The organism is Anaerobiospirillum sp. NML120448 (assembly GCF_023050945.1).
Taxonomy (GTDB): Bacteria; Pseudomonadota; Gammaproteobacteria; order Enterobacterales; family Succinivibrionaceae; genus Anaerobiospirillum.
In genome coordinates this window covers 1-19031 of record NZ_JALKIM010000007.1, presented here as the reverse complement: position 1 = coordinate 19031, position 19031 = coordinate 1, and the positions used below count along the sequence as shown (strand labels likewise).

Here is a 19031-nt window from a genome sequence, read left to right as displayed (position 1 = left end):
TAAAAGGAGAGCCTTGGTATGTTTGAAGTATAAAAAAATTAGAAAATATCGCCTGAGTTTACATCGGAACTATCAATACCTGTATTCTTAATGCTTTGGGCGCTTGAGCCATCATCAATTACTATCATGCCTGGAATAGCAGGTTCAGTAATTTCACGATTAGTTGTCCAGCTTAAGCCACGTGGTCTTGGAATTTGAGCAGACTCTACGCCCTCTTGTGCTTTCTTAAAGAAAGACGAGAAAATAGGTAGGGCAGTTACGCCACCACTTTCAGAACCACGACCTCTGGTATAACCTAAATCACGATCATTGTCAAAACCAACCCAGGTGGTTACTACTAAATTGCCATTATAGCCAGAGAACCAAGCATCATGAACATTATTAGTAGTACCTGTCTTGGCGTGGAGATCATCACGTCCAGTCAAGGCCGCAGCCTTGGCACCAGTACCCCAATAACGACCGTTTAAGCCCTCACCACCATAAACATTAGAATGCATTAATGATGAAATTAAGTAAGCATGAGTATGACTTAAGATCTGTGGTGGATGTGGGTAGTTACTATTAGGACTTGCTAAGCTATCCAAGTCTGACAGAGCTGCCATAGAGAGTTTGGCACTTGATGGTAAGGCTATATTCTCTAAATGATCCTTAACAGGACGCTTAGGCATATCATCACCAATGGTAATGTTAGTCTCATCATAAGAGTCCAAATTGAGGTTTGGATAGTTAGTCTCATTCTTATTATTTACAAAGCGTGCTAAGGTGCGATCACGAGCATCTGGCTTATAGTTGCCTGCATATCGTAAATCAATAGCGTTAGCAATATTATCAGGCAATGAGTGATCAGCTATCTTAGGATGAGCTTGGTATAGAACTTCACCATTCTCCATTTCAATTTTCTCAATCAAATATGGAGTGATCTTATAACCGCCATTGGCAAAAGCTGAATAAGCAGTAGCCAACTGGAGAGGTGTTACCTCAACAGAGCCTAGGGCCATAGCTTCACTTTGCTGGAATTTTGGTACTAAGATATTAAACTTACGTAAGTGTTCAACTGCGTTTTCTACACCTACATGGCGAATGGTACGAATAGCAATAGAGTTCTTAGACTTAGCTAAGCCCTCACGAAGAGTCATTAAGCCATCGAATCGATTTGGTGAGTTACGAGGTTGCCACCAGGTTCTAGAACCCACGTCCCAAGTTTTGATTGGCTCATCAGGAATAACTGAATTGAGCGCAATGCCATAAGCAATAGCTGATGAGTAGATAAAAGGCTTAAAGCTGGAGCCTGTTTGACGTAATAGCTGAGTAGTACGGTTGAATTTGCTCTTTTCAAAGTCAAAACCGCCAGCCATAGCACGAACAGCACCAGACTTTGGATCTAATGAGATCAAGGCACTTTCTACATCAGGAATTTGGGTTAGGGTTAGCACCTCAGTTACTTGAGGTTCATTATTTTTAGCTTTCTTCTTTGGCTCTACTTGTTTTACATAAGTAAAGATTAAGTCGCCAGCTTGTAAGAACTCGCTAGGATATTTTGGATCATTACCTTGACTGCGATCAGTCTTAAAGGCACGTGCCCAAGACATACCATCCCAAGTAAGAGCTTTTTGCTCACCATTAGGAAGTAAGACAATAGCTTGCTTGTTTTCATCGTCCACACTAACTACTAAGGCAGGATCAATGCTTTGGTACTTATTCTCTTTTCTAATGAGATCTAAGGCCTTTTCATTATTAAAATCTTGCTCTACTTTAGCAATTTGGGCGGCTAATAAGTTTAGCTTATCTACCTCTGATACCAAGGTTTGGTAGTCATATTTAATACCTTGAGCTTCGTATTGCTCAGCAAGCTCAGCCCTCTTAGCCATAATCACACCATTGTTGGCGTTAGCATGGGCACCATTTTTCTCGGTAGCAAGCTTAGCTGATCCTCTTAGGCCACGGGTACTATCAAAAATATTAAGTAGAGGGCCGCGATAGCCGTGACGTACGTCGTAGGCAGTAAGATTCTCAAAGATAGCATCATGAGCGTATTGTTGGTACTGAGAGTCTACTGTGGTATAGACCTTTAAGCCCTTGATATAAGCATCTTCGCCATATTTAGCAATTACAGCCTGACGTGCCTCTTCAGCTACGTAAGGGGCATAAGCCTCAAGCGGTGCAGAGTGGAAAAAAGCACGAGATGGGGCACTATCAGCCAGATCAAACTCCTCAGGAGTGATATATCCTAAGGTCAACATACGCTGCAACACTAAGTGACGGCGATCTTTTGCTCTTTGAGGGCTGGTAATTGGGTTAAGTGTAGATGGAGCTTTTGGTAAACCAGCAATAGTAGCAATTTCAGCTAAACTTAGTTCTTCTAAAGTTTTGCCATAATAGGTTTGAGCAGCGGCTACTACACCATAGGAGCGATGGCCAAGAGCGATTTTATTTAAGTACAATTCCAAAATTTCGTCTTTGGATAATACTTGTTCAATACGCCAGGCAATAAAAACTTCTTTAATCTTACGCTCTAAAGTCTTATCACGAGTTAAGAAGAAATTACGGGCTACCTGCTGGGTAATAGTAGATGCACCTTGAGAGGCACCACCTGAGGTGGCGGCTACTACCACAGCACGTAAAATGCCAATAGGATCAATGCCAGAGTGCTCATAAAAGCGTGAGTCTTCAATGGCTAAGAAAGCCTGTTGCATTCTTAAAGGAATATCTTCAATGCTTACAGGGATGCGCTTATGCTCACCAAATTCTCCGATCAACTTACCATCATTAGTATAGATCTTCATTGGTGTTTCAAAGCTTACATGCTTAAGCTCATCAACGTCTGGAAGCTCCTCTAAAGTAGAGTAATAAGCAGATGCAATTACACCACCTGAGGCGGCAGCGCAAAATATTCCTGCCCAAAACGCTAGCTTAGCCAGCTTCATAGCCTTAAATAACACTACTGTGCTCCTTGCAAAACTTTTTGTAAGCTTGTAATTTTAACAAAAATAAGCCATTAATGCCCAAACAACACTAAAGCAAATTACTTGCCTCAAAAATTATTAGTACTTTTAGCTGCTCTGTACTAGTGCAAAAATGTCTGTAGTTGAGCAAATGCTTGTGCTACAGCTAAAGTATTAAAGCATTACTTTCTTATCGCTTGCTTAGTAAGGCATGCTCTTGCGATGATATGGGGAGTAATGATCAAGCATTTTCTTAAAAGGTAGCTTTAAATTTAAAGATGAGTACTTTTACTAAACCGATTTTCTTAGTAGGCCCCATGGGAGCAGGAAAAACTACCATAGGCAAATTATTAGCTCAAAGCTTATCTGGTTCATTTTTAGATCATGATGACTATATTATTGAGCAGGCTAAAATGTCTATTCCTGATATTTTTGCCAAATATGGTGAGGCCCATTTTAGACAGCTAGAGCATGAGTGTTTAGCTAGCTTATTAAATCCTAATAGCTCCTATGAGCACATTAAAAAGCCAGACACCATGCCTTTAGTGATTGCTGGCGGTGGTGGCATAGCCCAAAGAGCTGATAATAGAGAACTTATCAAAGAGCATAGTCTGTGTTTATATTTGTATTTAGATGTTGAGCACCAATATGACAGAGTTAAGGACGATACTAATCGCCCTATGATTCATGTAAGTGATATTAAGACCAGACTTAGTGATTTATTTTCCGTGCGTGATCCTCAATTTAGAGAAATTGCTTTATCCATTATTGATACTAATAATGATAAAGAAAGTATTGTTAATCAGGCACTAGAGGTCTTAGAGCCTTTTAAGAAAAATTAGAATTAAACTTTTATTAGGAGCTTATTAGTATGGACAAGGTTCATATTGCTTTGGGTGACAATTCTTATGACATTTTAATTGGTAATAATTTGCCTATAGCTGAGCTAATGAAAGAGGCATTACCTAAAACTAAGGACTTACTCATAGTTAGCAATGAAACTATTGCTCCTTTATACCTTGAGCCTTTAATGGCATCTTTAACTAATCAAGGTTTTAAAGTAAAAAGCTGTATTTTAAAAGACGGCGAGTGCTATAAGACTGTTGAGAGCTATATGCAAATCATGACTGCCTTGCTCGAGGATGGTTTTGGTCGTGATTGTTGCTTAGTAGCTTTAGGTGGTGGTGTAGTAGGTGATATTACTGGTTTTGCAGCTAGCTCTTATCAAAGAGGCGTGGCTTTTGTGCAAATTCCTACTACCTTATTAGCTATGGTCGATTCATCTGTAGGTGGTAAAACAGCTATCAATCACCCAATGGGTAAAAATATGATTGGTGCTTTCTATCAACCAAAGATCGTAATTGCTGATTTAGATTTTTTAAAGACTTTGCCAGAGCGTGAAATTGCAGCGGGTATGGCAGAAGTTATTAAATATGGCGTGATCTTAGATGAGGAGTTCTTTACCTACTTAGAGCAAGCCCAAGGCACAGCCAAGCTTGATTTAGCTTATGTAGTTAAGCGTTGCTGTGAGTGGAAAGCTTATGTGGTCTCTCAAGATGAAAAAGAAAAGGGCATGAGAGCACTACTCAATTATGGCCATACTTTTGGTCATGCTATTGAGGTAGGAATGGGCTTTGGTGTTTATTTACATGGTGAAGCTGTAGCTGTTGGTATGGTGGTGGCAGCTTATGTAGCAGCTAAGACCAATAAAGGCCTAAGTTTAGAGCAATATAATAGAATCAAGAACATTCTTCCTTACTATAACTTACCTTATGCTATTCCTAAAGAGTTAACTGGAGCTGATTTTATTAGTCATATGCGCCATGATAAGAAGGTTAAGCTCGGTAAGATTAATTATGTATTGCCAGAGAGTATTGGTAAAAGCGCAGTATTTAATGATTGTAGCGATCAAGATATTAGCAATCTCATTGACGAGCTTAAAAATACACAAGATTAAATGTTGTTATCTTTAATCTTAAGAGCTCATTTTGGCAACAAAATGGGCTTTTTTAATTAAAAGAAACTTAACTTTAATAAAAGGCCTTATTAGGCTAAAATTGCTCATGAATTTTACTTAGCATAATTTCTAAATGTTGTGCAGGATTAGACTTTAGCCTGTTAAGATGGATTAAAGGAGGATACTGCAATTAAGCAACATGCTTTGTCAATATTAGCTTAAGGCAGGTTGATTATGGACATAGAAGCATTAGCCTCTTTAGAAAGCCAAAAACGTTTTTGTCACGAGATAGTGCAAAATGTTATTGATCACGAGAGCTTTATTCTTTTATCAGGCGATAGTGGCTCAGGTCGTACTGTAATTTGCGAGCAGATCGTTAACGAAACTGACTCTAAGATGAGGGCCATCTTTATTCCATGTCATAAAGACATGCAATTACAAAGATTAAGAGAGCTTTTTTTACAACAGCTTATCCCTAATAGTTCTTTTGATACTGATTTAAATTTACCTGACGCTTTATTAAAAGCTCACATTCCTTACAACCACAAAATTCTCGTGGTAGTAGATGATGTTGATAGCGTAGTTAGCGCTTTTTACAATGAGCTTGTGGCCTTGCATGAGCAATTTTTAGGGCAAGCTCGCTTTGCTTTTGTCTTAGTGTGCCATCCTTTATGGGCTGAGGAAAAGTTAAGTCACTATACAGGTAAGGCTGATATTAGTGCTATGCAAATGCCTGCTTTAACTATTAAAGAGGCTATGGTGTTATCTCGCCATATGTTTGCTTTGCAAAACACTATGCGTATTTACAATGCCATTTCTAACAAATTACCAGAAGCCTTAGCTTCAGCTAAAGGTAATATTAGCCAAATTATTGCAATTACGGAGAAACTTATGAAGGATCCTACCGCACCTCAAGTTAGCAATGAAAAGGTGCGTAAAAACGGCAAAGTCTCTATGCCAAAGTCAGGCAAAAAGAGCGGTTCTGTGGGTATTTTTGTAACCATAGTATGTATTATTATCGTACTAGCCTGCTTGATCCCTATTTTCTTAGGTAGTAGTTTCTTCTCCTCAGAGGATACCAACAAAACTAGCTCTGTGCAGTCTCAGGTAGCCAATGAAGATGCTTTAGTTTTTGACAAGGGTTCTCAGGACTTTAATAAAGACTTTGCTATGGATGAGGGTTTATTACCTCAAAACGTTCCTAATGGCATTGACGCTCAAACTAGTGCTCCACAAACTGAGCACTCTGTAACCTTATCTGGCAAAGAGCTTGAGAAAATAGAAGGCGGAGCCAATGGCTCTGCTTATCCCAGGGGAATGGGAGGATCTCTAAACGCTAATCAGCAGCAAATTCCTGTATTGCGTCGTGGTGATAATTTTAACCATGTAAATAAGAACAACAATCAGGCCACCACTGCTATTGATGTTCCTACTGAGCATACTTTAATTGCTGCTCCAGCGGTGCCTCCTGTAGATCAAAACCAGGTGTTAGCCAACAAGCTAAAGGAAAGTGCCAACGAGCTAGATAAGCTGGCCCAAGCTCAGACTCAGGCCAAGGCACCTGCCCCTGCACCTCAGGTAAGTGCCAAAGATCGTACTGCTTTAGAGCAAGCTGCAATTAATAAGATAAATCAAGATCGTGAGCAAGCTCGTAAGAATGCTTTACAATCTGAACAAAATGCCAAGCAAACTGCTGCTAATAAGCAAGACAAAGCTCCTGTAAAGAAGGAGGAGGCTGTTAAAGCGCCCGCTGTAGCCCCAACTCCTGCTCGTCAGCCTTTAAAGGCAGGTCAGGTAATTAGTCTTGCCGAAGAGCAAAGACAAGCCAAGGCTGCCGCTGCCGCTGCAGCTGCTGCCGCTGCTGCCCAAGCCCAGGCTCAGCCTCAGGCAGCTGGTAATGGCTTTGAAGCTGATATTGCACAGTTAAAGGCTTTAAGTAACAATCGTTTTACTATTCAGATTGTTTCTGGATCCAATCGTGCTAATGTATCTGCTGCTGCCCGTGGTTTAACTGGTCGCTATTGGATTGTTCCTAGTGTCCGTAATGGTAAGCCTTGGTATATTCTCATGGCTGGTGATTATGCCTCCCGTGAGGAAGCTAGCGCTGCTGCGCGTAATATTCCACGCTCAGTGTCTCAAGGAGCTACTCCTTTTGCCAAGCGTGTTGCTGACGCTAAGGCTGAAATTAGACAATAAGTCTTAATTGCTTTAGACCAGAAAAAATCAAAGCCCTGCATCAAACTTAAGGAGTTTAATTTAAATTTGGTGTAGGGCTTTGTTTATATTAGGCATACTATCCTATTTATGTTCCTAATATCGGGTTCAAAAATAGTATAGTGTGCTCACAAAATTTAATTCTCTGTAAAGAGAATTAGGGTATTTGCCCTGTATCTAACATGATTAAGAGCTGATACGTTCTTATTCTGTTTTTTCTATCCGCCCAACCCATATTAATGTGGTTAAAAGACAATTTTCTTTATTATGGATAACAAGCACTTATTTGCAGGCTCTATTTTAGCCGCTGACCTTTTAGATTTAGGTAACGATCTTCAAAAGGCCTTAGATGCCAAAGTAGATATTATTCACTTTGATGTGATGGACTATCACTTTGTACAAAATCTAACTTTTGGACCAGATCTTTTAAAAGCTATTCGTGGTCGTTTCCCTGAGGCTATTTTAGATGTGCACCTCATGGTCGATCCAATTAATGAAAAGATCTTAAGTGATTATGCAAAAGCTGGCGCTTCTATGATTTCTTTCCACCCTGAGGCTACCCCTCACGTGGATAGATATTTGTCCTTTATTCGTGAGTTAGGTGCAAAAGCAGGCTTGGTATTAAATCCTGGCACTGATATTGGCTGCCTTAAGTACTTATGGGATCGCTTAGATTTCGTTCTCATTATGACTGTAAACCCTGGTTTTGGCGGTCAAAAGCTCATTCCTGCTATGATGCAAAAGATTGCTGATGTTAAGGCTTTAGCTAAAGAATGTGGCAAAGAGATCACTATTGAAGTTGATGGCGGTGTAGCTCCTAACACAGTACGTGCTTGTGCTGATGCGGGCGCTGAAATCTTTGTAGTAGGCTCAGCTCTCTTTAATAAGCCAGACTATAAAGTGGCTTTAGATGAGCTCCATGCTGCTCTTAAGTAATTACTTATATTTAGTTTAATCACCAAGGCTCAGTATTCACTGGGCCTTTTTTCTATCAGCGCCTCAGCTTACCAAAGCGCAAAGCACATAGCGCAGTGCGCAGTGCGTAAGGCGCACAGCGTGCAGCGCATGCCGCCTACGCACAGCTCCCAAAGCGCCCTGTGCGCTATGCGCATAGTGGGCTGCGCTATGGGCTAAAAGAGCTGAGTAATAAAAACTTGGAGAGGAGGTATTAACTTAGTACTTGCTAGGATGATATGTGATAATCTTTAGATTAGATAATCTTGCCTTTGAGGAGCTGTAAAGATGTCTTTATTAACTAAGCCAAAAGCCATATTGTTTGATCTTGATGGTACTTTAGCTCATACCTTACCTCAACTTAGCATTGCTGCTAGTGAAGTGGCTAAAGAAATGGGTATTGAGCCTCCTTCATTAGAGAGCATGAGTAATTATGTTGGTAATGGTGTTGCCATGCTATTAGGCCGTGTCATTCTGGGTCGTCACGATATTAGCCTAAATGACATTAAGCCTGAGCAGTTAACTAAGGCTCGTGAGTTATTTGCCAAGTACTATACTCAAGGTTTAGATAAAAACTTTGAAGTGTACCCAGGTGTTAAAGAGGGTATTGAGTCTTTTTATAATCAGGGCATTAAATTAGCTGTAGTAACCAATAAACCTCATGTTTTTGCTGTGCCTTTATTAGCTCACATGGGCCTTGATAAGTATATGGGCTGTATTTTAGGTGGTGAGGTCTTAGATAAGAGAAAGCCTGATCCTGCTCCTTTATTACATGTCTGTGAGCAGCTTGGTGTAGCACCAGAGCAAGCTTTAATGGTAGGTGATTCTATTAATGATGTTAAGGCAGGTCAAAATGCCCATATGCCAACTGTAGTATTCACCTATGGCTATGACGGTGGTTATGATGTTCGCACCTGCTGTAAGGCCGATTATTTGTTTGATAGCTTTGGTGAGCTAACTGAGCTGATTAACTCTTTGCCAAATAATTAATAGATAAGCGTAGTTTGCTAGCCCAAATTAGAGTTGCCTTACAAATTTATCAGCTAAAACTCATGAATAATGATAGGATATCTTGTTCTACTAACTTTGACTTTAAGGCATCAGCCTTATGGCATATGCCATGTGGCATTAGTCCTGTGTCTGTGATCTAGTAGAGAAACAACACCATTATTTAAGTGAGCCCTCCTTGATTATGCTTGATAAAGCAAACAGGAGAGTCATAGGAACCTTCAATGGCTAAAGATATTATTTTTTCAGGCATTCAGCCTTCAGGAGAACTTTCAATTGGAAACTACATTGGCTCCTTACGTAATTGGGTGCCAATGCAAGATGAAGCTGAGTGTCTTTACTGTGTAGTAGATCAGCACGCTATTACTGTACGTCAAGATCCAAAGACTTTACGTGACAATACTTTAAACACCTTAGCTATTTTCTTAGCTTGTGGTATTGATCCTAATAAGTCCACTATTTTCTTACAGTCTCATGTACCTGCTCACTGCGAATTAGGTTGGGTATTAAACTGCTATACCCAGGTAGGTGAGCTTAATCGCATGACTCAATATAAAGATAAAGCTCAGCGTTATGCTAGCAATATTACTGCTGGCCTATTTAACTATCCTGTATTAATGGCTGCTGATATTCTCTTATATCAAGCTAACAAGGTTCCAGTAGGTGACGACCAGCGTCAGCATATTGAGTTATGCCGTGACGTAGCTGAGCGCTTTAATAATATTTATGGCCCAACCTTTACCATGCCAACTGGTATTATTCCAAAGGCTGGTGGTCGCGTTATGTCATTGCAAGAGCCTACTAAGAAAATGTCTAAGTCTGATGATAATCCAAAGAATGTCATTAGAATTTTAGAAGAGCCAAAGTCTATCTTAAAGAAAATTAAGAGCGCTGTTACTGATAGTGATGATCCACCAGTAGTAGCTTATGACTGGGATAAAAAGCCAGGCGTATCTAACCTCTTAGAGTTAATGTCAGCTGCTACTCACAGAGAAATTCCTGAATTAGTAGAGCACTTTAGAGGCTCTATGTATGGCAACTTCAAGAGTGAAGTTGGTGAGGCTGTAGTGGCTATGTTAGAGCCTATTCAGCAGCGCTATAAGGAAATTCGCTCTGATGAGGCCTTTATTAAGGAAGTATTCAATAAGGGCGCAGAGCGAGCCAAAGAGCGTGCTCAAAAGACCTTAGATGATGTTTACAAGAAGATTGGCTACGTAGTTTACTAAGCTTTAATAGTCAAACTTTTCACCAAAAAAAGCTCTAGCAATTAATTTTGCTAGAGCTTTTTTTCATGGCTTAGCTGAGCCTTGGCTCAGCTTGGCTTGGCTTGGCCAAGGCTCAGCTCAAGCTGCTGCCCTTAGGCAGCGGCAGAGCCAAGGGCAGGGCCTGGCCCTGGCCAGAGCTTTGGCCCTGGCCAGAGCTTTGGCCCTGGCCAGAGCCTGGGGCTATGGGTTGAAGCGTAGGGCCATGGCGTTGCCGCTATCGGAGCATAGCTTGCTATCAGCTACCACTAAGTTGCCTGAGGCAATAGTGTGGGTTACCTTACAGCTAAAGGATTGATTGAGCATTGGTGACCACTTGCATAAAGAGGCAATATCATCTTGATGTACAGTGTAGCGCTCACGTGGATCAATAATAGCAATGTCAGCAAAGTAACCTTCTTTGATAAGGCCACGCTTTTCAATACCAAAACGCTCAGCAACATTAATAGTAGCTGCTTTGATACCTTCTTCAAGGCTGAGCTCTTTACGTTTAAAGAGTTCAAAAATAACATTTAAACTAAATTGCACAGAAGGTAAGCCAGAGGCTACATTCAAGTAATTTTCGCTCTGCTTTACTGCGAGCTCATGAGGGGCATGGTCGGTGCCAATAGTAGTAATTATGCCTTTGCGTAGACCTTGGATTAAGGCACGACGATCACGTTCAAACTTAACGGCAGGATTACACTTTAAAAAGCCCTTTAATCGTGGATAGTCAGTATCATTAAAGAACAGATGAGGAATACAAACCTCAGCTGAGATTTGACGATTGTGAATGTCGCCTTGAGCATATTGACTAAGTAACTCAACTTCCTCTTGTGAGCTTAGGTGCATAATATGTAGGCGCTTATTAGTGGCTTTAGCAGCCTCAATGGCTAATAAAGAGGACTTAACACAGCAGTCACGATTACGAATAATGTGGTGCATTTCAAAAGGAATCTTATCGCCATACATTTCTTTAGCTAATGCTGTATTGGCGTTAATAATGCCGTTATCCTCACAGTGAGTAGCCACTAAAGTTGGGGCAGCTTCAAACATCTTAAAGAGGGCATTGTCATCATCTAAGAGCAAGTTGCCAGTAGTAGAGCCCATATAAATCTTAATACCAGCAATTTCATGAGGATCTACTCTTTTAACCTCCTCAAGATTATGCTCACTAGCACCTAAATAAAAGCCATAGTTAACATAGCTATCGTTGCTAGCAAGAGCTTGCTTATTGTGTAAGGCCTCAATAGTGGTAGTAGCAGGGGAGGTGTTTGGCATGTCCATAAAGGAGGTAACACCACCTAAGGCCGCAGCTGCTGACTCGGTCTTGATAGTGGCTTTGTGCTCCATGCCTGGCTGTCTAAAGTGAACGTGGGCATCGATAAGACCAGGTAAAACTAATTTGCCGCTACAATCAATTTCAACTTGAGCACTATCATTGATATTAGGATCTATTTTGGCAATATAAGGGCCATCAATTAGTACTTGAGTTTGTTTAAAGCCGCTATCAGTCATTACTGTTGCGTTTTTTAAAACAATTTTGGACATAATAAAAAAATCTCCTTAATGGACTTTTTAGCCTATACAGCACTGTTAAACTGACCTGGGATATTTGTCCTATGTCTTGTTGTGCACCAAACTAATTCAGATGGCAATTACGCCTCCTTAGAGGCTATTATTGTAGCATTACCAAGAATACATAAGAGATTGTAGTTTTAGACGTAGAAAAATTAAAGATTAGTGATAGTTGTGGCAATTATGACCTAAATAAGCAAAAGCTAGTAAATTTAGCTAGCTAAATAGTTAATTATTGATCATACTGAATAGTTAGCTCATGATGCTTGTATTTAGCTTGGAAATATTCTTGGTCTAAGTATAAGTTGATGAAAGATATCCATGCTTATTAACTATTCTTTAGCTATAGCTCTTGATAATGAGCTGGGCTTATCTATACTAGATATAGCAAGATATTGTTTTTCTTTATGGTATTAGTGTCTTTTAGGATGTTCCATGGATAGATATGAAGAATTGATTGCACCACGTTTTACTATTAGAGATGTGGTTATTCACGAGAAAAATCGCTTATTTGAAAAGCACTTTGCTGTAGATCTCTATCGAGTTTCTTATAAAAAATTTAATGGCAATACTACTCGTATTTTAGATCGTGAGATTTTTGAGCGTAGTACTGATGCTGTGGCTATTTTGCCTTTTGACCCTGTAAGCGAAGAAGTAGTATTAATCGAGCAATTTCGTCCTGGAGCGTTAAAAGACCCTGTTTCTCCATGGTTGGTAGAAGTAGTTGCAGGTATGATTGATGTAGACGAGAGTGAGCTTGAGGCTGCCGTTCGTGAGCTACAAGAAGAGTCAGGTATTGTTATTAAGCCTGAGGATCTTCACTATATCAATGCTGTATATCCAAGCCCAGGTGGTTGTTCCGAGCGTGTCTCTTTATACATTGGTAAGATCAGGGCTGACCATATTCTAAGTCATGGTGGTTTAGAGGCCGAAGAAGAGGATATTCGTATCTTTAAGATGCCAGCTAAAGTAGCTTTTGAATATTGTCGCAATGGTCGTATTTGTAATGCTGCTGCTTTAATGACCTTACAGCACTTACAAATTTATTATGACGAGATCCGTAATTCATTTTTAAAGCAAAATAGCTAATTTTTAACGAGCTATTTTTACAAAAAGCTAAGGCTTAGCAGTCTTAGCTTTTTTTATGCAAATGTTACAAACACTTGATGGCTAGCCATTTAGAGCCGCTAAAATTAGTTTTACAGATAGGTTGTGTGCTAGTATATTAGTATGCTTGGAGCTAAAGCATTAGCAAAATTCATTACTGCGTATGTTAATTTGTGACCAATTGCAAATTTAAAACAAAAAATACTAGTCTTATTTGCAATCTGTTAACAATGTAGCTTTTCTTTATCTAAATCTTAAGTAAGATAGGCTGACTTTATTGCGTACAGGCAATAGTAGACTCTCTTTATTTTGTACTTAATCATGTTCAATCGGTATTAGGTACCGTTTTTTAATGGTGTTTTTTTAATGACTACGTTTAATTTGCAGTTAACAAGTGATGAGGAGCAGATAAGTGTTTTGCAGCTTACTGACTCTCACTTATTTGCTGAGGAGTCAGGAACATTATTAGGGGTACGTACAGCAGATTCATTTACCGCTGTGTTAGAGTCTATTATCAATCAAGATATCCATTTTGATTTTGTAGTAGTAACAGGCGATATCAGCCAGGATTACTCTGTAAGCTCCTATCAACGTTTTGCTCAATATATTGCTACTTTGCAAAAACCAGTATTCTTTGTTCCAGGCAATCATGATGATGGCCCTTTGATGTACCGCATTTTAGGTGATTTTGGGGTACATACCGAGCGTTCATTAGTTTGTGGCAATTGGCACTTTGTTTTTTTAAACTCAGAAGTTTATAGCGTTCCTCACGGATGGGTGGAGCGTGATCAATTAGCTTTTTTAAAGAAGCAATGCGAACTCTATCCGCACTTAAACACAGTAGTGCTAGTGCACCATTTACCTCAATTGGTAAATAGTAGTTGGCTTGATACCCAAACCATGCATAATAGCGATGAGTTCAATAGCTTTATTAGCAACTTTTCCAATATCAAACTCGTGTTAAGCGGCCATGTTCACCAAGAATATGATCAGTTTTTCAATGGAGTACGATATATTGCTACCCCATCTACCTCCATACAGTTTGAGCCTTTTTCTCATGACTTTGCTCTTGATATGCAAGGCCCTGGGTGGCGATATTTAAGATTTGATCGCTCAGGTGGCATTGATACTCAAGTGTTCCGTCTGCCGTCGGGTAGATTTATTCCTGATACTGGAGTAGGTGGTTATTAAAAGTTTTTTAAAAAAAGCTCTACTAAATTTAGTAGGGCTTTTTTTATAAGTGGACGTAATTGGCGCATAATAAGATGTGATGTTTCAGGTCTCACAATGAGGGAGTAATCATGCACATTTTTTACATTCACGGTTTTTTGTCTGGCCCTAATGCTATGAAAGCCACTTTGCTTGATCAATATATTAAGGGCTTATCTGATGAGCATTTGGTGTTTGAAGCCTTGTCATTTAGTGATATTCCACAAATTGGTTTTGGCCAAATTATCTCTAAGATAGATGACTTTGTAAGTAAGAACCCTCAAGAGAGTATTGCTTTAATTGGTAGTTCCTTAGGTGGCTTTTATGTAAGCTTATTGTGTGCTCGTTATCGTTGTAAAAGCGTGTTGTTGAACCCTTGTGTTCATCCTCAAGATTATTTTGTGCACCTGTCAGGTCCTCAATATAACTCTAATACTGATTGCCATTTTGAAGTTGATCAAAAGATGCTTGATTTTATGACTGAGCAAGATCACAACATGGTAGTAAGAGACGAATTTATGCAAGTTTATTTAGGCACTCAAGATGAGGTCTTAGATTACCGTAAATCATTAGTCTTTTATGCCAATTGTGACATTTTGGTCGTACCAGGTGAGGATCATGCTTTTAGTCATAACTTTAAGGCATTAATCCCAAGTATTATGGATTTCATTACTCAGCCTCTTTAGAATATGCTATTTGCTTAATAGTAGTTCTAAGGTTTAGCTAAGCTATTCATGATACAAATTAGATATCGATTCTTTCTAAGCTGATCAAGGAAAAATAGACATGCGTATATTATTAGTTGAAGACGATGAAATGATTGGACAGTCAGTAGCTGATAATTTAGCTGACGCAGCTTATGCTGTTGACTGGGTAAAAAATGGCCAAGATGCTTTAGATGCTCCTTTCTCTACCGAGTATGACTGCTGCTTATTGGATTTAGGTTTACCTAAGGTTGACGGTATTAAGGTCTTAGAGCATTGGCGTAGAAGCCAGCTTAGAAAGCCTGTGATTATTCTAACTGCTCGTGATGACTTGGGAGATCGTGTCTTAGGTTTGGATAAGGGCGCTGATGATTACGTGGTTAAGCCTTTTGAAATGGCAGAGTTATTAGCCCGTATTCGTGCTGTTACTAGAAGACGTGAAAGTGCAGCTGCTGATGGCTCTATCACCTATGGCGATTTATGCTTAAATCCAATTAACCATGAAGTACGCATTAAAGACGCACAAGGTCAAGAAAATGTGGTGGTCTTAACTGGTCGTGAGTTTGCTTTATTTGAGGCTTTAATGGCCCGTCCAGGAGCAGTGTTATCACGTGATGCTTTAGAGCGCCGTATTTATGGCTGGGATGATGATATTGACTCCAACGCCGTAGAGTACATTATTTACACCTTACGTCGTAAGATTGGCTCTGAGTACATTAAGAATATTCGTGGAGTAGGCTGGAAAGTTAATAAGGTTGACTCTGCTGCCGCAGCCGCTAACAGTGAGGATAAGACCTTAGAGTAATGATTTACTATTAAAGGTTAAATTAAGCTATGCAGCACTACTAGCTCTTAAATCACTTTCAAGAAGCCATGCTGCTTATTATTTTGTGCTTATAAGGTGATTGGTATATGGCTGATAGTAAGAATAGTTCCTCCCTTGATCACCAAGATCATAATACCAATGATCTTGCCCCTAATATGGTAGCTGACTTAAAGCAGCAAGATAAGCTACCTAATTCTAATGTTGCTAATCCTACTCAAGAGCCACAAGAGCAAGCGCCAGCGCAAGCGCAAGCGCCAGCTCCTGCTCAAGATAACCAAGCACCATCTAACCATCCTTATTCCCAAATGACTGAGGAGGAGATGGAGCGTGAGTTTGCCAAAAGATTTGAGCGTGAAAACCCAGAGGCTGCTAAAATCCAAGCTCCAGCCTCAGCCCCAGCTACGGCTAAAGCTACATCCCCATCCCAGGCTCCTACCAAAGCTCAAGATAGCACCCCAGATGCTACTTCTACCTCAGTTTCTATCTCTAGCGCTACTAGCGCCCGCTCTGAGTCAGATTCTAAGATAGAAGTAACTGCCAGCACGCTTAATCAAGATAGCACAGTGACAAAAGAGAGTTCTGGTGCGGGCGCAGATACTTGCGCCAGTGCTAACGCTATCGCAGGCGCTAGCGCTGGTGCTAGTGCGGGCGCAGAAACTTTAGAGGCTAATAACTCTGATAGTGGCAAAGATGGTAGTAAGAGCGATATGGACGGTCAAAGTTCTAGCGCTAAAACCAATAAAAGCGAGGCTAAAGAGGACAGGGGCGCTAATGTGGTTGATGAATTAGCTCGCAAGGGTAAAAGTCGTTGGCGCTTATTTAAAAGGCGTAATCGCCGCCATGAGCTAATGAGATCACTACAATTTCGTATTGTTATGCTGTTCTTTATCGTAGGCTTGATCACTACTGCCTCTATGTGCGCTTTAACCTATGTAAAGATTTATAACACTACAAGAGAATTCGTAGATGAAGAGCTGTCTCAGATCTCTTTGGTGGCTATTAATTACAAAATGATTTTGCCTCGTCGCTGGGAAGCTCCAAGAAATAATCACGGCAGGATCTTTAGAGTACAAAGTATCAATGGCCGCTTAGTTTTAACCTATGGTTTTGAAAATGAGAATGCAAGTAATGAAGGAGCACTAGCAGGGCCAAGACCTGAACAACATATGGGGCCTGGACATGGCATGCGTAATGGCATTGGGCCTAGAGCTGGTGCAGGCGCAAGATCTGGTACAGGCGCTAGCGCTGCTCAAAATCAAGATAATAGCAAAGAGGTAAGCGCCAATGGTCAGCCGCTAACTCCTTCTATTGTTGATATTCATAAGTTTAAGTACGACATTATTATTGCTCCTTTGTTTGGTCGTCCTGGTGATGCCTTATATATTCCACCTGGAGTAGCTGATGGCTTTTATACTGTAATGGTGGCAGATCAACGAGTAAGAGCCTTTGTGTCTACCAATACTAATGGTCAGCGCTTTGTGGTGGCTCGTCCTTTAAACTCTATTGACAGCATTACCCATCAGGCTTTTATTTCAGCAGTATGGCAATTTGTAGGCATTATATTGCTCTTTATTCCACTCTTAATGATTTCCGTAAGATGGATGTTTGCTAATTTAAATAAGATTGCCAAGTCATTGTATAAGCGTAGTGAGGATGATTTAAGCCCTGTTATTCCTGAAAATCACGTAGGCTTTGTGCCATCGGAGCTTGACGGCTTTATTTTAGCGCTCAATAAATTATTCTCTAAAGTTGATGAGGGTATTCACTCCAAGCGCCGCTTTATTGCCGATGCTGCGCACGAGATGAGAACGCCGCTTACAGCTTTATCTTTACAGGCTGAGTCTTTAGAAAAAGAAGAGCTATCAAGTTCAGCACGTTTAAAGGTTGAGCGCTTAAAAGATGGTATTTCTCGTGAGCGCCAATTAATGACCTCATTACTAACTTTAGCTCGTGAGCAAAATCGTAATGATATTATGTTAGAAAATATTGATATTTTCGACTTATATACCAAGCTTATTGATGAGCAAGGAGTATTAGCAGATCGTAAGGATATCGACTTAGGTGTAGAGGGTAATGTTCGCTTTAATATAGTCTCAGACAGAATGAGATTACTAAGAATTATGTCTAACCTCTTATCCAATGCTATTAAGTACACCCCTGATGGCGGTCGCATTGATTTAATGGCTAAGATGTTGGATGACGGTCGCTTACAGTTGATTGTGCAAGATGATGGCCCTGGCATTCCAGAGGAATGCCTCAAGCACATTTTAGAGCCATTCTATCGTGTAGGTAGTGATCGTAGTGAGATTCAAGGAACGGGCTTAGGCTTAGCTATTGTTAAAGCCAGCTGTGAAAGTATTAATGCTAATCTTGAGTTTAGTAATGCCTCTCCGCATGGATTAATAGCTTGCGTTACTATGACTTCGTTAGATAAGCAAAATACAGTAGCGACTACTAATCGCTTGTTATCTTAAGCAAAAAAATAGGAGCTCTTAGGCTCCTATTTTTTTGTAAATTACATATTATTTATTGCAGCAGTGAGGTACTTCCTTGATAGCCTCAGCAAAGCTCTTGGTTGGCTCATCTAAAGTGGTCTCGTACTTCCAGTCCTCAATACCACCCATGTTCATAATATGAGTATAGCCATCTCTAACCATAGCCTTCATAAAGAAAGTAGCACGCTTACCTGCATGGCAATATACCAATACTGGGGTGTTCTTTTCTTTTAATAATTTGAGTAATTCATGTTCAGCTAAATTTTGCTTAGCCAATTGATCTAAAGTGAAGCTGATTAAATAGGCATCCTTAAGATGGCCTTTAGCGTACTCTTCTGGGCTACGAACATCGATAACAACAGCGCCATGGTTCTGAATTAATTTACGAGCTGTTTCTTGGTCAATTTTAGTGCCGCCTTCACAATACTTGAAGTTCTCAAGTGAATTGTCGGTAGCAGTGGCAGCAGATGCGTTAAAAGAAGTAAATAAAACGGCAGCACCTAAGGCAAAGCCAGAGATTAAGCTCTTAGAAGAGCCTTTCAGTAAAGTAGAAAACATAATGATTACAACACCTACAATAGAACTAGACCCTAATGTCTATTTGTTTTAAAACATCTTGAATATGTGAAATGAAGATGTTTGCATCTAATTTAATCGCGAAAGTCATAGATATAAAGTAATAAAAATTTTAACTTAAATTGAAAGAAATTGCATCTTTTTCTCACAAATAATTGAAAAAAAGTCTAGACAATTATCAAAAAATTGTATTGCAACCATAAAATGATAATAATTTCTT

At 39.9% G+C, this 19031-nt stretch carries 14 protein-coding genes; 11 read left to right on the top strand and 3 right to left on the bottom strand.

What is annotated here, in order from left to right; all coding sequences use genetic code 11:
• Nucleotides 1-38 precede the first annotated feature (38 nt).
• Nucleotides 39-2939: a transglycosylase domain-containing protein gene (locus MXE38_RS02310; protein ID WP_246910740.1), complete on the bottom strand. Its 2901-nt coding sequence runs from the start codon at nt 2937-2939 to the stop codon at nt 39-41.
• A gap of 281 nt (nt 2940-3220) precedes the next feature.
• On the opposite strand from MXE38_RS02310, the gene MXE38_RS02305 reads away from it, so the two are divergent.
• The 6 genes from MXE38_RS02305 (at nt 3221) to trpS (ending at nt 10301) form a co-directional block, all read left to right on the top strand.
• Nucleotides 3221-3784 (top strand): shikimate kinase, encoded by a 564-nt coding sequence (locus tag MXE38_RS02305; RefSeq protein WP_246910737.1) that lies wholly within the window; start codon nt 3221-3223, stop codon nt 3782-3784.
• 29 nt (nt 3785-3813) lie between these two features.
• Nucleotides 3814-4899 carry a 3-dehydroquinate synthase gene (gene aroB / locus MXE38_RS02300; protein WP_246910736.1) on the top strand — a complete coding sequence of 362 codons (1086 nt, stop codon included), beginning with the start codon at nt 3814-3816 and terminating at the stop codon, nt 4897-4899.
• Nucleotides 4900-5133: 234 nt separating this feature from the next.
• Entirely contained in the window at nt 5134-7095 is a 1962-nt protein-coding gene (locus MXE38_RS02295; RefSeq protein WP_246910734.1) for an AAA family ATPase, read from the top strand.
• 285 nt (nt 7096-7380) lie between these two features.
• Complete coding sequence (gene rpe / locus MXE38_RS02290; RefSeq protein WP_246910732.1) at nt 7381-8049, top strand: ribulose-phosphate 3-epimerase; 669 nt, start codon at nt 7381-7383, stop codon at nt 8047-8049.
• A gap of 306 nt (nt 8050-8355) precedes the next feature.
• Nucleotides 8356-9057, top strand: coding sequence for a phosphoglycolate phosphatase (locus tag MXE38_RS02285; protein ID WP_246910730.1), 702 nt, complete (start codon nt 8356-8358; stop codon nt 9055-9057).
• 242 nt (nt 9058-9299) lie between these two features.
• The gene (trpS, locus tag MXE38_RS02280) at nt 9300-10301 is read left to right on the top strand and encodes a tryptophan--tRNA ligase (protein WP_246910728.1); all 1002 of its coding nucleotides are present in this window, start codon (nt 9300-9302) and stop codon (nt 10299-10301) included.
• 219 nt (nt 10302-10520) lie between these two features.
• On the opposite strand, the gene MXE38_RS02275 is transcribed toward trpS, so the two are convergent.
• Nucleotides 10521-11867, bottom strand: a complete 1347-nt coding sequence (locus MXE38_RS02275; RefSeq protein WP_246910726.1) for an amidohydrolase family protein — start codon at nt 11865-11867, stop codon at nt 10521-10523.
• A 462-nt stretch (nt 11868-12329) separates the two neighbouring features.
• Between MXE38_RS02275 and MXE38_RS02270 the strand changes: the two genes are divergently transcribed.
• The 5 genes from MXE38_RS02270 to MXE38_RS02250 all read left to right on the top strand — a co-directional run bounded on the left by MXE38_RS02270 (nt 12330) and on the right by MXE38_RS02250 (nt 18214).
• Nucleotides 12330-12983 carry an NUDIX domain-containing protein gene (locus MXE38_RS02270; protein WP_246910724.1) on the top strand — a complete coding sequence of 218 codons (654 nt, stop codon included), beginning with the start codon at nt 12330-12332 and terminating at the stop codon, nt 12981-12983.
• Nucleotides 12984-13367: 384 nt separating this feature from the next.
• Complete coding sequence (cpdA, locus tag MXE38_RS02265; protein ID WP_246910721.1) at nt 13368-14192, top strand: 3',5'-cyclic-AMP phosphodiesterase; 825 nt, start codon at nt 13368-13370, stop codon at nt 14190-14192.
• A gap of 110 nt (nt 14193-14302) precedes the next feature.
• A complete protein-coding gene (locus tag MXE38_RS02260) occupies nt 14303-14896 on the top strand; it encodes a YqiA/YcfP family alpha/beta fold hydrolase (RefSeq protein ID WP_246910719.1) in 594 nt (197 codons plus the stop codon).
• A gap of 100 nt (nt 14897-14996) precedes the next feature.
• Nucleotides 14997-15719 carry a response regulator transcription factor gene (locus MXE38_RS02255; RefSeq protein ID WP_246910717.1) on the top strand — a complete coding sequence of 241 codons (723 nt, stop codon included), beginning with the start codon at nt 14997-14999 and terminating at the stop codon, nt 15717-15719.
• Between the two features lie 107 nt (nt 15720-15826).
• Nucleotides 15827-18214, top strand: a complete 2388-nt coding sequence (locus MXE38_RS02250; protein ID WP_246910715.1) for a HAMP domain-containing sensor histidine kinase — start codon at nt 15827-15829, stop codon at nt 18212-18214.
• 48 nt (nt 18215-18262) lie between these two features.
• Here MXE38_RS02250 and MXE38_RS02245 read toward each other — a convergent pair whose 3' ends face one another.
• The gene (locus MXE38_RS02245) at nt 18263-18793 is read right to left on the bottom strand and encodes a rhodanese-like domain-containing protein (RefSeq protein WP_246910713.1); all 531 of its coding nucleotides are present in this window, start codon (nt 18791-18793) and stop codon (nt 18263-18265) included.
• Between the last annotated feature and the right edge of the window lie 238 nt (nt 18794-19031).